Below are 13,545 nucleotides of genomic sequence, written 5' to 3' on the forward strand. Positions count from 1 at the left end.
GACGTGGTGAGTGTGACGGCCGGATGGCGCGACGTGCTGGTGACCGGCATGGGGTTCTGCCTGCCCGGACCCCACCGCACGGTCTGCCGGACCGGCGGCGACCTGTGGCGTACGGTGTCCCGCGCGGCGTCCCACCTGGACAACGACGGCCTGTTCTACGGCCGGGTCCACCTGACCGAGGAGGAGTTCGCGGCGGCGGTCCCCGAACTCGACGAACGCTTCCGGGCCCACTACAACGACGTCCACCGCTACGGCCTCGTCGCCCTGGTCGAGGCCTGTGAGGACGCCGAGCTGAACTGGCGCGGCAACGACCTCGCCGAGGCCGCGGTCCTCACCGGGCGCGCCGGGTTCGACACGATCCTGGAGACATACATGGCGGGCGTGACCGCCGAGCCCTCACGGACCGAACCCGCCGAGGCCCGGTCACTGCTGATGCGCATCCTGCTGTCCGTCACCGCGACCGACGTGGCCTCGGTGCAGGCCGCCCTGCTGCGCAGCGGCGGCCCCAGCTACTCCCTGTCCTGCGGCTGCGCCTCCACCAACGCGCTGCTCGGCGTCGCCGCCCAGCAGATCGCCTCCGGCGAGGTGGACCTCGCCGTGGTCACCGGCGTCGACGCGTACAGCCTCGACTACATCGACCACTTCGAGGAACTGGGCCGGGCCTCGGAACGGACCGGCCGCACCTCCTCCTACGCGGCCCCGACCACCCGACTGCGCTACGACCGCCCGATGCGCCCCTACGACGAACGCGCCGAGGGCTTCAACCTCGGCGAGGGCGCCGCCACCCTGATCCTCGAGAGCCGCGAGCACGCCGAACGCCGCGACCGTCGGCCCTACGGGCGGATCCTCGGCCAGGCCGTCCGGCGTGCCGCCACCGGCAGCGCACTCACCCCCGACGAGGACGGCGCCGCCCTCGTGCGCGCGGTGCGCAGCGCCCTGCGCGCCACGGACAGCCACGAGCGGATCGACCCCGCCACCGTCCCCGTCGTCAACGGCGGCGCCGAGGGCGACCCGCTCTTCCACCTCATGGAGTTCAGCGCCCTGCGCGCCCTCTACGGCACGGACCCGGCCGACGGGCCGCTGCTGACCAACCACGAGGCGTGCTTCGGGCACAACGGCGCACCGCTCGGCGTCATCGGCGCCGCCGCCACCCTGCTGATGATGCGCAACGGACAGGTCGGCCCCACCGCGAACTGCGAGAAGGTCGTCCCCGACGCTCCCTGCACGGTCGTCACCGGCGAGGCCCGGCCGCTCTCCTTCGACCTGGCCCTGAGCTTCAACTACCAGATGGGCGCCGCCGGCGCGCTGCTGCTCGCGGCACCGGAACCCTGCGGCGCGGAGTACGGACACCCGGCGGGTGACGATGAGCACTGAGCCGCTGACCCTGACCGGCATCGGTGCCGTCCTGCCCGGCCCCGACGGACGGCCCTGCACCGACGTCCCGGCCCTGTGGGACATCATCCGCACCGGCGCCACCTGCCTGACGCCCTTCGCCCTCGACGACCTCCCGCTGCGCATCGCGGGGCAGGTCACCGGCTGGGACCCGGTGACGGCACTCGGCGTGCCCCAGCGGGTCGGCGACCGGATGGCCCGCGTCACCGCACTCGCCACCGGCGCCGTCAAGAACGCGCTCGCCGACGCCGGGCTGACGGCCCCGGACATCGACGACGGCCGTACCGTCCTCGTCGTCGCCTCCCTGCAGTTCGCCTTCCAGGAGGCACGCCGCTACTTCACGCTGTACGAGCGGGGCGGCCCGGACGCGCTCGGCATGGAGTACTGGCTCACCGGCACCCCCGGAAGCGTCACCAGCGGCATCTGCTCGGTCCTCGGCATCGGCCCGCAGACCCTGACCGTCTCCGGCGCCTGCAACTGCTCCCTGCGCGCCCTGGAGGTGGTGGCCGCCCTGCTGCGCGACGGCAGCGTGGACCGGGCGATCGTCGTCGGCGCGGACGCCACCCTCGACCCGGTCTGCGTCTCCAGCACCACGCACGAGAGCCGCAGCCGCGGCTTCCGCATCTCCACCTGGTCACCGGACCCGCGCTCCGTACGCCCGCACGACGAGGAGCAGGACGGCAACGCCCCCGGCGAGGGCGCCCTGGCCGTCGTACTGGAATCCGGTCGTACGGCCGGTATCCCGCTGCGCCTCGCGTTCCGCTCCTCGCGCAGCAACGGCACCAACCCGATGATCTCCGGACCACCCGACAACTTCGCCCGGGACGGACACGCCCTGCTCACCGCCGCCGGCATCGGCATGGACCGGCTGGCCTTCGTCAACAGCTTCGCCGACGGCTCACGCCACGTGGAGAACCTCTTCTGCGAGGCCCTCGACGGCCTGCGCAAAGCGATGGACTACGACGGCCCGCTGCTGCTGACCAACCAGGAGGCCGCCTTCGGGCACGTCTTCGGCTTCGTCGGGCTGATGAAGTTCGTCGCCTCGGCCCTCATGTTCCACCACGGCACGGTCGCCCCCGTGACCGGCTGCCGCACTCCCTACGCACGGCTCGACGCGACCCCGGTCCACGGCGACCGCGCCCCGCTGACCGGGCGGCACGCCCTCGTGATGGTGGCGGGCGGCGGGGGAGACGCCACGTCCCTGCTGATCGAGCACCTGGAGGAACGATGACCAAGGACCCGCTGCCGATCCACGGCTCCACGGCGGTCGTCCTGGGGCCGCGCGGGACGGCGTACGACGTCCTCCGCGAGGCCTTCGAAAGCGTCGGCGTGAAGCTCGTCGACGACACCGGTGGGCAGGACGTGGCGGTCCCCGACATCTCCTGCGCCCTGCTCACCGGCACCGCCGTCCTCGACAGCGCCACCCCGTCCGCGCCCCTGCCGCGCAGGACGCTCTCACGGATCGCCGCGGCCATGGCGGACCGCGGATCGGGCCGGATGATCCTCGTCCTGGACGGGGCAGGAGGACTGCACACCGGCGTCCCGGCCGACGAGACGGCGGCGCGGGCAGCCGACCTGGCCTGGTGGCGGCAGCTCGCGGCCCGTCTGTCCCGCCACGGCGTCCTCGCCAACCAGATCCGCGTGGGTATCGCTCCCTGCCTCTCGCACCGGCCCGGTCCGCAGCGCACCGCCGCCGTCCTGCGCCACCTGCCCCTGCGCCGCGTCGCCCAGCCCGCGGACCTGGCCGCCGCCGTCCTGCATCTGGCGTCGGAGGGCTGCACCTACACGGTGGCCGAGACGATCCCGGTCGACGGCGGCATGGGACTGACGATGGTCCCGCCCCTGCGCCCGTCCCGCGCACGCACCGACAGCACGGAACCCTTCGACCGGTCACGGGGCGGAGTCGAGCTGTTCGACCTGCGCGGACGGCACTGCCTGGTCGTCGGCGGGAGCAGCGGCATCGGACGGGAGGCGGCGCTGGAGCTGGCGCGGCGGGGTGCCGACATCACGGTCGTGGCGCGGCGCGAGCGCGAAATCCTCGCCGTGGCCGACGAGATCGGCGCCCTGGGCCGTCGTGCCGAGGCCGTGCGCCAGGACGTGTCCCAACTCGACGCGCTCGAGCCGCTGGTGGAGAGGCTGTGGTCCGCCGCGCGGATCGACGCCCTGGTGTACGCGACCGGATTGTGCGAACCGGAGGACCCGGGGGACCAACCCGCCCTGCGAGAGCGGGCGTTGGACGTCAACTACCGGGGTTACGTGACCCTCACCGACGCGCTGGTACGACGCTGGGCCAGTGACCGGCGCGGCGGCGCTGTCGTCGCGATCGGCTCCGCCGGGGCGGGCTTCGTGCCCGGGCTGGAGAGTTACGCCGCGAGCAAGGCGGCCCTGATCCAGCACACCCGGAGCCTCGCCGTCTCCGGAGGCCGCCACCGGATCCGGGCCAACTGTGTGCAGCCCGGCCTGATCTCCACCCCGATGGCCGACGCGTCGGCGCACGAAGGGTTCCAGGACGCGTGGCTCGCCCGGATTCCCCAGGGCAGGGCGGGCCTGCCGGGCGATGTGGCGCCGCTCGTGGCCTATCTGGCGTCGGACGCGTCCGCGTACGTGACGGGTGCGGTCCTGCATGTCGACGGCGGCCTCGCCCTGGGCGGACTGCCACCGCTGGCCGGGAACGGGGGCCTGGCATGAGCACCGCTGGGTTCTCCGGAGTGGCGGTGGTGACCGGCGCCTCGTCGGGCATCGGAGCGGCCGTCGCCCGGGCGCTGGCCGATGCCGGGGCGCACGTCGTCCTGGTCGCGCGGCGCATCGAGCCGCTGTCCCGGGTGGCCGAGGAGGTGCACTCCCGCGGCGGCCGGGCGAGTGTCCTCGCCGCCGACCTGGCCGCCGAGGGCGAGCCGGAGCGCGCGGTCGCGCAGACCGTGGAACTGTTCGGTGCCCCCACGTCGCTGGTGCACTGCGCCGGCGTGGTGCGGCTCGCCCAGGTCCACGAACTTCCGCCCAGGCACTGGGAGTTGATGATCCGCCTCAACCTCACCGTGCCGTATCTGCTGTGCCACGCGGCACTGCCGTACATGCGCAAGAACGGCGGAGGGACGATCGTGCACATCGGCTCCTCCATCACCCGCGAGACGCTCAGCCACACCGCGGGCTACGCCGTCAGCAAGCAGGGCCTGAACGTGCTCAGCGAGCTGGTGGCGCTGGAGAACCGGGACCACGGCGTGCGGGCCGTGGCGATCTGCCCCGGCTGGGTGCGTACGGAGCTGTCGGCCGATCCCGACGAACTGGGCGTGGGCGCAGAGGAGTTGCTCACCCCCGAGGACGTGGCGGAGACCGTGCTGTGGGCGGTGACCCGGCCGCCACGGGTGAGCGTGGGCCCGGTCCTCCACGTGAGTCCCACGACCAGCCGGGCCGGCACCCGTGCGTCGATCACCCGGCTGACCGGTGACCGGGAGGGATGAGACATGTCCGCTCTCCAAGGCGGCGCCCGTCTTCCGGATCTCGCGACGGCTCTCACGACGGCTCCACTCAAAGGACTGAGGGTCGTCGATCTGGCACCACCGGGCGACACATCCCTGTGCGGGGTGCTGCTTGCCGGCCTCGGCGCCGAGATCGTGCTCGACGACAGGCTCGCGGACGCCGAGGCGCTGCTCGAACTCGCCGCCGGCGCCGACATCGTGGTGGAATCACCGGCCGACGCCCGGGGGCCCGGCCCCGAACGGTGCCTGGCCCGCAATCCGCGGCTCGTCTACGGACGTACGACCATGGCAGGCGCCGCCGACGATCCGGCAGCCGCGCTGCACCTGGCGGTGGCCGTGCTGGCGGCACTGGCACGGGCGGCGCGCACCGGGGAGGGCGGGATCGTCGACGACACCCTCGTGGGCTGCCCGTTCTACGCCGTCTATCGCACCGCCGACGGTCACCGGATGGCAGTCCGCGCCCTGGAACCGGACGGCTACCGGGAGCTCGTCCGGCTGCTGGGCGTCTGGGAGATGGTGCCCGATCACCGGGACCCCTCGGTCTGGGCGGAGCTGAGACGCCTCTTTACCGGCGTCTTTCGCACGCGGACCAGACAGGAATGGCGTGAGGTGTTCGACGGCACCGATGCGTGCGTGAGCCCCGTCCCGCCCTTCGAATGAGGACGTTCCGGGGCTCACCCGCAAGCGTTCACGCGGACAACGCCGACTGGTCGAGGAAAAGTTCTCTGCGGTTGCGGATTCCGACCTTGTGCAGAATATTGCTCACATGGTTTTTGACGGTCTGTCCGGCCAGGGTCAGCTCGCGCGCGATCTCGTCATTCGTATAGCGCCGCAGCAGGAGTGCGAGAATCTGTTCCTCCCGCTCGGTCAGTGGCGTGAGCGGAGAAATGCGGCGGCGGTCCGACTCCTGTCGCCGGCCCGTGTCGCCGAGCAGCCAGACGCGCCGGCCACACGCGGTCTGCCGGATCGCGTCGACCAGCTCGGTGACGGAGGCGCTCTTGTGGACGAAGCTGTCCGCGCCGGAGGTCAGGGCAGCGGCGACCTGGTCGGGAGAGCAGCTGCCGGAGAAGACCATGACCCGCGGCCGCAGCGGTAGTGACCTCGCGCGCCGGCACAGCGCGGCACCCTCGTGGGCGGCGCCGAGCTCCAGCTCTGTCACGACGATGCTGGGACGCTGACTCAGCAGCGCGGCGTAGGCCTGCTCCGCGGTCGCCGCTGAACAGATGACGGGCATGCGGAGATGGGATTCGACCAGTGTGCTGAGTGCCAGACGCATGGAAGGGTGGCTGTCAACGATCATCACGCCCATGCTGGAATTCCCCTTAGGTGATGCGCGGTTATGGGGATCGTATCTCCGGGCTCGGCGACGGCAGACGGCCATCGAGCTTTCTCGGCTATGTGCGGACCATGGCGGGAGGTCGCTGAATCACGAACCATTTTTCTGTTGCCGGTTGATTACGGTGCAGGCTGCACGCTTGTTTTGGAACGACGCGAAGTAGGCAACAAATCACGAGGATTATTTTCTTTGTGAGCTGACTCACGGTAAGTGCTGTCCAAGGACGCGCGACCCGTTTCTGCGAAGGGTTTTCTGTCGGAAATCACCACCAATGTCGGGCGCCCGGCACGGCCCGTTGCGGCGGCCCCTCGCCACCGGATTGTCCGGTTCCCGGCTATGACTTCGGCAAGTGCTCCGGATCGGACCACCCGGTACGCTGAAGTGCCGAAGTCGAGCGGATCTGCGGAGGCGTGGGACATGGCGGACACCGTCGCCGATCTGCGCTCGGACACGCACACCGACTGGCGGACGTACGCCCCGCTGGAGCTGCCGCCGATCCTCGCGCACGCCCTCGACTCCTTCGTGGAGCGGGGCTATCACGCCACCACCGTCCGAGAGTTGGCCCGCCGCGTCGGCGTCACCGTGCCCGCCCTGTACTACCACTACGCCAACAAGCAGGCGATCCTGGTCGAGTTGCTGTTCGGCTCACTCGACTCCGTGCTGGGACGCTGCCGCACGGCCCTGGCGGAGGCGGGCGACGACCCCGTCGACCGCTTCTCGGCGCTGGTCGAGTGCGTCGTGCTGTACATGACCCACCGAGCGCCGCTCGCCTTCCTCGACACGGAGATGCGCAGCCTGGAGCCCGACAACCGGGCACGCTACGTCGCTCTGCGGGACGAGTTGGAAGGGATGCTGCGTGAGGCGGTGCGGGACGGGGTGACGACAGGCGTGTTCACCACACCGGTGCCGGTGGACGCCGGCCGTGCGGTACTGGCGATGTGCCAGGCGGTGGCCCAGTGGTACCGGCCCGACGGCCCGCTGACACCGGACCGGATCGCCGAGCGGTACGTGACGATCGCCCTGGATGCGGTGGGACACCGACGGTAGCGGGGGCCGCGTCCCGAGCCAGGCCGCGGCCCGACGGCGGGCAAGGCTGAAGGGTTCGAGGAGGACAGCGGGTGCGGCGGACTCAGCGGCATCCGGCGTCGGCCACCGAAGGCGCGCGGGGCGCGCGGTCACCCCCGCGGAGCGGACGCGGCCGTCGCAGGTACGGCACTTGGTGGGCGCACGCTCAGCGGGGTGCCATGCGGATGGCGCCGTCCAGGCGGATCGTCTCGCCGTTGAGCATCGGGTTGGCGACGATGTGGGCGACCAGATCGGCGTACTCCTCGGGTTTTCCGAGACGGCTGGGGTGCGGCACCTGGGCGCCCAGCGAGTCCTGCGCCTCCTGGGAGAGGCCGGCCAGCAGGGGAGTGGCGAACAGGCCCGGCGCGACCGTGACGACGCGGATCAGATGCTGGGCCAGATCACGGGCGATGGGCAGCGTCATGCCGACGATCCCTCCCTTGGAGGCGGAGTACGCGGCCTGCCCGATCTGCCCGTCGAAGGCGGCCACGGAGGACGTGTTGGCGATGACGCCCCGCTCCTCGCCGACCGGTTCCGCGGTGGCGATCATGCGCGCAGCGGCCAGCCGGATGACGTTGAACGTCCCGATCAGATTGACCTCGACGGTGCGGCGGAACTCGTCGTAGGGGAACGGGCCTTGCTTGCCCACGACACGGAAGACGTCGGTGCCGATGCCCGCGCAGTTGACGACCACGCGGAGCGTGCCGAGGCCGACGGCCGTGTCCAGGGCGGCGGTGATCTGGGCCTCGTCGGTGACGTCGGCCGGCGCGAAGACCGCACGGCCGTCGAGACCGGCGGCAACCGCCTTGCCGTCGGAGGACGGCAGGTCGACGACCACGACCCGGGCGCCGTCGGCCACCAACCGCCGTACAGTGGCCAGACCGAGGCCGGAAGCGCCGCCGGTGACGAGCGCTACATCGGTGCCGGTGAGGTGCATGGTGCGGTTCCCCTTTCCGAGCCGTTTCGCGCGGCGTCGCGGTCGCATCTCAGAGCCGCTTCTCAGGGCAGCTCGATGATCGTGGCGTTGGCCATGCCGCCGCCCTCACACATGGTCTGCAGGCCGTAGCGGCCCCCGGTGGCCTCCAGATGGTTCACAAGAGTGGCCAGCAACCGGATGCCGGACGCGCCCAGCGGGTGGCCGAGCGCGATGGCCCCGCCGCGCGGGTTGAGGCGTGCCGGGTCGGCGCCGAACTCCCGCCGCCACATCAGGGGGACGGGAGCGAAGGCCTCATTGACCTCATAGGCGTCGATGTCGTCGAGCGACAGCCGAGCGCGGGCCAGGACCTTCTCCGTGGCCGGCAGCACTCCGGTGAGCATCAGCAGGGGATCGCTTCCGACGACGGCGAAGGAGTGGAAGCGGGCGCGTGCCCGCAACCCCAACTGGTCGGCTCGCTCCGCGCTCATGATGAGCGCGGCCGCCGCCCCGTCGGTCAGCGGTGAGGAATTGCCCGGCGTGACCGACCAGTTGATCTCCGGGAAGCGCTGGGCGAGAGCCGGGTCGGCAAAGGCGGGACTCAGGCCGGCCAGGCCCTCGACGGTGGTCGACGGACGGACGGTCTCGTCCACCGCGTGGCCGCCGACAGAGACGATCTCGCCGTCGAAACCCCCTGCGGCCGCGGTGGCTGCGGCGCACCGGTGCGAGCGCGTGGCGAACTCGTCCAGTTCCCCGCGGCCCAATTTCCAGCGGGTCGCGACGAGTTCGGCGCTGACCCCCTGCTGGACCAGTCCGTCCGGATACCGCCGGGCAAGGGGAGCATACGGATCCCGGCCCTGGGTGCTGCTGAACATCGGCACCCGGCTCATCGACTCCACACCGCAGGCGATGACGACGTCGTAGGCGCCGGCCAGTATGCCCTGCGCGGCGAAGTGCGCCGCCTGCTGACCGGAGCCGCACTGCCGGTCGACCGTGGTGGCCGGCACGGACTCCGGGAAACCGGCGGCCAGCAGCGCCGTCCGCCCGATGTTGAGGGCCTGTTCACCGGACTGCGAGACACAGCCGGTGATCACGTCGTCGACCAGAGCCGGGTCGAGTGCGTTGCGATCCAGCAGCTCCCGCAGGACGGTGGCGAGCAGCTCCGCCGGATGCAGGCCGGCCAGTGCGCCGCCGGGCTTGCCCTTCCCGGAGGCGGTACGCACCACATCGACGATGACGGCGTCGGTCATGGAACTCCCTTCCTGCAAGGGCCCCTTGAGGAGCGGTACGCGTTCTTGCGCACGCTGCCGCCCTGCCCCGTACCTTAGCGAGCGATAAGTAAGGGAGCCAGGGTGAGAGAGAGGGCAGATGACGGACGATCACCAGAGCAGCGTGCTGACGGAGTTCGCCGACGGCGTCGGAGTCGTCACGATCAACCGGCCTGCGGTCCGTAACGCGGTCGACCTGTATGTCGCCGTTCAACTGGCCCGCGCCATGGATGAGTTGGAGGCACGCGACGACGTTGTCGTGGGCATCCTTACCGGGGCGGGAAACACCTTCTGCGCGGGCATGGACCTCAAGGCGTTCGCTCGGGGCGAGCGTCCCTCGATACCCGGCCGTGGCTTCGCGGGGATCACCGAGCGACCGCCGTCCAAACCGCTCATCGCGGCGGTCGAGGGCTGGGCCCTGGCCGGCGGCTGCGAACTGGCGCTGGCCGCCGACCTGATCGTCGCGGCACGGGGCGCTCAGTTCGGGCTGCCGGAGGTGAAACGAGGCCTCGTCGCGGCTGCCGGCGGGCTGCTGCGGCTGCCCCGGGTTCTGCCGTACCAACTCGCGATGGAACTCGCGCTCACCGGTGACCCGATCTCCGCCGAGACCGCCCACCGCCACGGCATGGTCACCCTGCTGACCGAGCCGGGCGGAGCCCTCGCCGGCGCCCGTGAACTGGCCGCCCGCATCACGGCCAACGGACCACTCGCGGTCCGCGCGGCCAAGCACATGCTGTCGGCGTCCACCGGCTACACCGACGCCCGCGCCTACACCGAGCAGCAGGAAATCGCCGCCCCCGTTCTCGCCTCCACCGACGCCCAAGAAGGCGCCCGGGCCTTCGCCGAGAAACGTGCGCCGGTGTGGCGGGGGAAGTAGCCGATCGGCCGACCCATTCAGCGGCACTGCCTCATGCGACTCGCGGTTCGGGGGTGCCCTTCGCTGAGCCACTTCAAGCGGACGCGCTGAGAGTTGTCCGCGTCAGGGGCCCTCCGACCCTCGTTGACCAGGGCCGGATGGCCGCTTGTCGCCCGGAGCGGCCCCTCGGACCTCGTGAAGTAGGCGGCGGTCTCCGGGTCCGCCGGGTAGTACGACGGCATCACCAGGCGTGCCGGCGGCGCACAGCCGGCCGGGTCGGCGCTCTGATGAACGCCCGCGGGCTGATGCAGCTGATCGCGCTCAACATCGGGCTCGCGGCTGGCATCGTCAGCCAGGAACTCTTCGCCGCGCTGGTCCTCGTGGCCCTGGTCACCACGGTCATGACGGTTCCGGAACAGAGCTGGCTGGATCGCCGGGACGCCAGGACACGGCCCCGTGAGGCGGCACCCCAGGAGGAGAAGGCGGCGGTGAGATGGAGCTGAGCGGGGCCCAGGCGCTGGTGGGCCAGTTGGAGCGGGACGGCGTGCGTCATGTCTTCGGCGTGCCCGGCGTCCAGCTCGACCACGTCCTGGACGCCCTGGCCCGCGCCCGGGCCGCCGGAGGGGCCGATCGAGTACATCGCCGCCCGGCATGAGCAGGGCGCGGCCCACACAGCGGAGGCATACGCACGGACCACCGGGCGCCCCGGCGTCTGCCTGGTCGTCCCCGGCCCCGGCGTGCTCAACGCCCTGACCGCCGTGGCCACCGGGTACGCGTGCTCGTCGCCGATGCTGTGCGTGGCGGCGGACATCCCTTCCGGGCTGGTCGGCCGGGGACTGGGCATGCTGCACGAACTGCCCGACCAGGACGGCTTCTCGGCCTCGGTCACCAAATGGTCGTCGCGGGCCGAAGCCCCTGTTGGCTGCTCAGCGGCCGGCAGGCTGGAACCCGCGCAGGCGGAGGCTGTTGCCGACCACGAAGACCGAGGAGAAGGCCATGGCGGCGCCCGCGATCATCGGGTTGAGCAGGCCGGCCGCGGCGAGCGGCAGGGCGGCGACGTTGTAGGCGAAGGCCCAGAAGAGGTTGGACCTGATGGTGCCCAGCGTCTTGCGGGAGAGGCGGATGGCGTCCGCCGCGACCCTCAAGTCACCGCGCACGAGGGTCAGGTCGCCCGCCTCGATCGCGGCGTCCGTACCCGTACCCATCGCAAGACCCAGGTCGGCCTGGGCCAGTGCGGCGGCGTCGTTGACACCGTCGCCGACCATGGCGACCGAACGGCCGTCGCTCTGCAGCCGCTTGACGGCGTCGACCTTGTCCTGCGGCATGACCTCGGCGATCACGTGCTCAGGCGCGATGCCCACCTCCGCGGCGACCGATTCGGCGACCGCCTTGTTGTCACCGGTCAGCAGCATCGGCGTCAGGCCGAGGGCGCGCAGCCGCCGGATGGCCTCCGGGCTGGTCTCCTTGATGGCGTCGGCGACCTCCAGGACCGCGCGGGCCTCGCCGTCCCAGGCGACCGCGACGGCGGTACGTCCGGCCGCTTCGGCCTCGGTCTTGGCGCGCTGAAGCTCCTCCGGCAGGGACATGGCCCACTCGGCGAGCAGCTTCTCGCGGCCGACGAGGACCGCGTGGCCCTCGACGATGCCCTGGACACCGAGCCCGGCGATGTTCGCGAAGTCCTCCGGGGCGGGCAGTGTGCCGATGCGGGCGGCGGCGCCGGCCGCGACGGCCTGGGCGATGGGGTGCTCGGAGGAGTGCTCCAGGGCGCCCGCGAGGCGCAGGACCTCGTCCTCGTCGGTGCCGTCGGCCGTGTGTACGGCGAGCAGGGCCATCTTGCCGGTGGTGACGGTGCCGGTCTTGTCCAGGACAATAGTGTCGACCTTGCGCGTCGTCTCCAGGACTTCCGGGCCCTTGATGAGGATGCCGAGCTGGGCGCCGCGCCCCGTGCCGACCATCAGCGCGGTCGGCGTGGCCAGGCCCAGGGCGCACGGGCAGGCGATGATCAGGACGGCGACCGCTGCGGTGAAGGCGGCGGTCAGGCCCGCGCCGTTGCCGAGCCAGAAGCCCAGGGTGCCTAGCGCGAGGGCGATCACGACCGGGACGAAGACCGCGGAGATCCTGTCCGCGAGCCGCTGGGCGGAGGCCTTGCCGTTCTGCGCGTCCTCCACGAGCTTGGCCATGCGGGCGAGCTGCGTGTCAGCGCCGACCCTGGTGGCCTCGACGACCAGGCGGCCGCCGGCGTTCAGCGTGGCCCCGGTGACGGCGTCCCCGGTGCCGACCTCGACCGGCACCGACTCTCCGGTGAGCATCGAGGCGTCCACGGCGGACGAGCCCTCGACGACCACACCGTCGGTGGCGATCTTCTCGCCGGGCCGTACGAGGAACCGGTCGCCGACCTTCAAATCACCGACGGGAACGAACTCTTCGCGCCCGTCGCGCAGGACGGTGACTTCCTTGGCCCCCAGCTCCAGCAGGGCCTTGAGCGCCGCGCCCGCCTTCCGCTTGGAGCGGGCCTCGAAGTACCGCCCGGCCAGGATGAACGCCGTGACACCGGCGGCGGCCTCCAGATAGATGTTCCCGGCGCCGTCGGTGCGGGCGATGGTCAACTCGAAGGGATGCGTCATGCCGGGCGTCCCGGCCGTACCGAAGAACAGCGCCCACAGAGACCACAGGAACGCCGCCGAGATGCCGACGGAGATCAGTGTGTCCATGGTGGCGGCGCCGTGCTTGGCGTTGGTCCAGGCCGCCTTGTGGAAGGGCCAGGCGGCATACGTCACCACGGGCGCTGCCAGCGTGAGCGAGAGCCACTGCCAGTACTCGAACTGCAATGCCGGGATCATGGCCATCGCGATCACGGGCACAGCGAGGACCACGGCGGCCGTCAACCGCTGGCGCAGCGGCCGCAGTTCGTCGCCCTCGTCCTGCGCGGGGCCGCCGGCTTCCGGCTCGGTGCGTACGGGCTCGGGCTCGCGGGCGCTGTAGCCGGTGGCCTCGACCGTCGCGATCAGGTCCGCCACGGCTATGTCCTCGCGGAAGGTGACCTTGGCCTTCTCCGTGGCGTAGTTGACGGTGGCCTCGACGCCGTCCATGCGGTTGAGCTTCTTCTCGATCCGGGCGGCGCACGAGGCGCAGGTCATGCCGCCGATGGCGAGTTCGACCTCGGCGCCGGGCGTGGTGGTGGTCATGTCTGCTCCTCGCAGCTCACGGACTCGATGGGGGAGGGGCGGGGCCGGTCGGGC

The 13,545-nt window shown here is 71.6% G+C and carries 12 protein-coding genes and 2 pseudogenes; 10 read left to right on the top strand and 4 right to left on the bottom strand.

Going from position 1 to position 13,545, the window contains the following annotated elements; translation table 11 throughout:
- Positions 1 to 3: 3 nt before the first annotated feature.
- Genes KCH48_RS04350 through KCH48_RS04370 form a run of 5 tightly spaced genes read left to right on the top strand, consistent with a single transcriptional unit; the run spans position 4 to position 5,528 of the window.
- The gene (locus KCH48_RS04350; protein ID WP_307840797.1) at positions 4 to 1,374 is read left to right on the top strand and encodes a beta-ketoacyl synthase N-terminal-like domain-containing protein; all 1,371 of its coding nucleotides are present in this window, start codon (positions 4 to 6) and stop codon (positions 1,372 to 1,374) included.
- The gene (locus tag KCH48_RS04355) at positions 1,364 to 2,623 is read left to right on the top strand and encodes a beta-ketoacyl synthase N-terminal-like domain-containing protein (RefSeq protein ID WP_210570549.1); all 1,260 of its coding nucleotides are present in this window, start codon (positions 1,364 to 1,366) and stop codon (positions 2,621 to 2,623) included. The genes KCH48_RS04350 and KCH48_RS04355 overlap by 11 nt, the downstream gene beginning before the upstream one ends.
- Positions 2,620 to 4,080, top strand: a complete 1,461-nt coding sequence (locus KCH48_RS04360; protein ID WP_210570551.1) for an SDR family oxidoreductase — start codon at positions 2,620 to 2,622, stop codon at positions 4,078 to 4,080. Before KCH48_RS04355 ends, KCH48_RS04360 begins: the two co-directional genes overlap by 4 nt.
- Positions 4,077 to 4,850, top strand: coding sequence for an SDR family oxidoreductase (locus KCH48_RS04365; RefSeq protein ID WP_210570553.1), 774 nt, complete (start codon positions 4,077 to 4,079; stop codon positions 4,848 to 4,850). Before KCH48_RS04360 ends, KCH48_RS04365 begins: the two co-directional genes overlap by 4 nt.
- Before the next feature lie 3 nt (positions 4,851 to 4,853).
- Positions 4,854 to 5,528, top strand: a complete 675-nt coding sequence (locus tag KCH48_RS04370; protein ID WP_210570555.1) for a CoA transferase — start codon at positions 4,854 to 4,856, stop codon at positions 5,526 to 5,528.
- 28 nt (positions 5,529 to 5,556) lie between these two features.
- Here the strand turns inward: KCH48_RS04370 and KCH48_RS04375 are convergent, their stop codons facing one another.
- Positions 5,557 to 6,177, bottom strand: a complete 621-nt coding sequence (locus tag KCH48_RS04375; protein WP_210570556.1) for a response regulator transcription factor — start codon at positions 6,175 to 6,177, stop codon at positions 5,557 to 5,559.
- 444 nt (positions 6,178 to 6,621) lie between these two features.
- On the opposite strand from KCH48_RS04375, the gene KCH48_RS04380 reads away from it, so the two are divergent.
- Positions 6,622 to 7,251 (top strand): TetR/AcrR family transcriptional regulator, encoded by a 630-nt coding sequence (locus KCH48_RS04380; RefSeq protein ID WP_210570557.1) that lies wholly within the window; start codon positions 6,622 to 6,624, stop codon positions 7,249 to 7,251.
- A gap of 184 nt (positions 7,252 to 7,435) precedes the next feature.
- Here KCH48_RS04380 and KCH48_RS04385 read toward each other — a convergent pair whose 3' ends face one another.
- Together KCH48_RS04385 and KCH48_RS04390 are read right to left on the bottom strand one after the other, a co-directional pair.
- Entirely contained in the window at positions 7,436 to 8,206 is a 771-nt protein-coding gene (locus KCH48_RS04385) for a 3-hydroxyacyl-CoA dehydrogenase (RefSeq protein ID WP_210570558.1), read from the bottom strand.
- 62 nt (positions 8,207 to 8,268) lie between these two features.
- Positions 8,269 to 9,432, bottom strand: coding sequence for a thiolase family protein (locus KCH48_RS04390; RefSeq protein WP_210570559.1), 1,164 nt, complete (start codon positions 9,430 to 9,432; stop codon positions 8,269 to 8,271).
- Positions 9,433 to 9,550: 118 nt separating this feature from the next.
- On the opposite strand from KCH48_RS04390, the gene KCH48_RS04395 reads away from it, so the two are divergent.
- The 4 genes and pseudogenes from KCH48_RS04395 to KCH48_RS43365 form a co-directional block, all read left to right on the top strand.
- Complete coding sequence (locus KCH48_RS04395) at positions 9,551 to 10,327, top strand: crotonase/enoyl-CoA hydratase family protein (protein WP_210570560.1); 777 nt, start codon at positions 9,551 to 9,553, stop codon at positions 10,325 to 10,327.
- Positions 10,328 to 10,572: 245 nt separating this feature from the next.
- A pseudogene (locus KCH48_RS04400) lies at positions 10,573 to 10,809 on the top strand (cation:proton antiporter); the annotation flags it as partial.
- Positions 10,800 to 10,961, top strand: a complete 162-nt coding sequence (locus tag KCH48_RS41965) for a thiamine pyrophosphate-binding protein (protein ID WP_246884712.1) — start codon at positions 10,800 to 10,802, stop codon at positions 10,959 to 10,961. The pseudogene KCH48_RS04400 and the gene KCH48_RS41965, both read left to right, overlap by 10 nt.
- Positions 10,945 to 11,112, top strand: a pseudogene (locus KCH48_RS43365) (thiamine pyrophosphate-binding protein); the annotation flags it as partial. The gene KCH48_RS41965 and the pseudogene KCH48_RS43365, both read left to right, overlap by 17 nt.
- Before the next feature lie 120 nt (positions 11,113 to 11,232).
- Here KCH48_RS43365 and KCH48_RS04410 read toward each other — a convergent pair.
- On the bottom strand, positions 11,233 to 13,491 hold the full coding sequence (locus KCH48_RS04410) for a cation-translocating P-type ATPase (protein ID WP_210570562.1): 2,259 nt from the start codon (positions 13,489 to 13,491) through the stop codon (positions 11,233 to 11,235).
- Between the last annotated feature and the right edge of the window lie 54 nt (positions 13,492 to 13,545).

It is taken from the genome of Streptomyces sp. GESEQ-4, from assembly GCF_017948455.1.
In the GTDB taxonomy this organism is placed as follows: Bacteria; Actinomycetota; Actinomycetes; order Streptomycetales; family Streptomycetaceae; genus Streptomyces.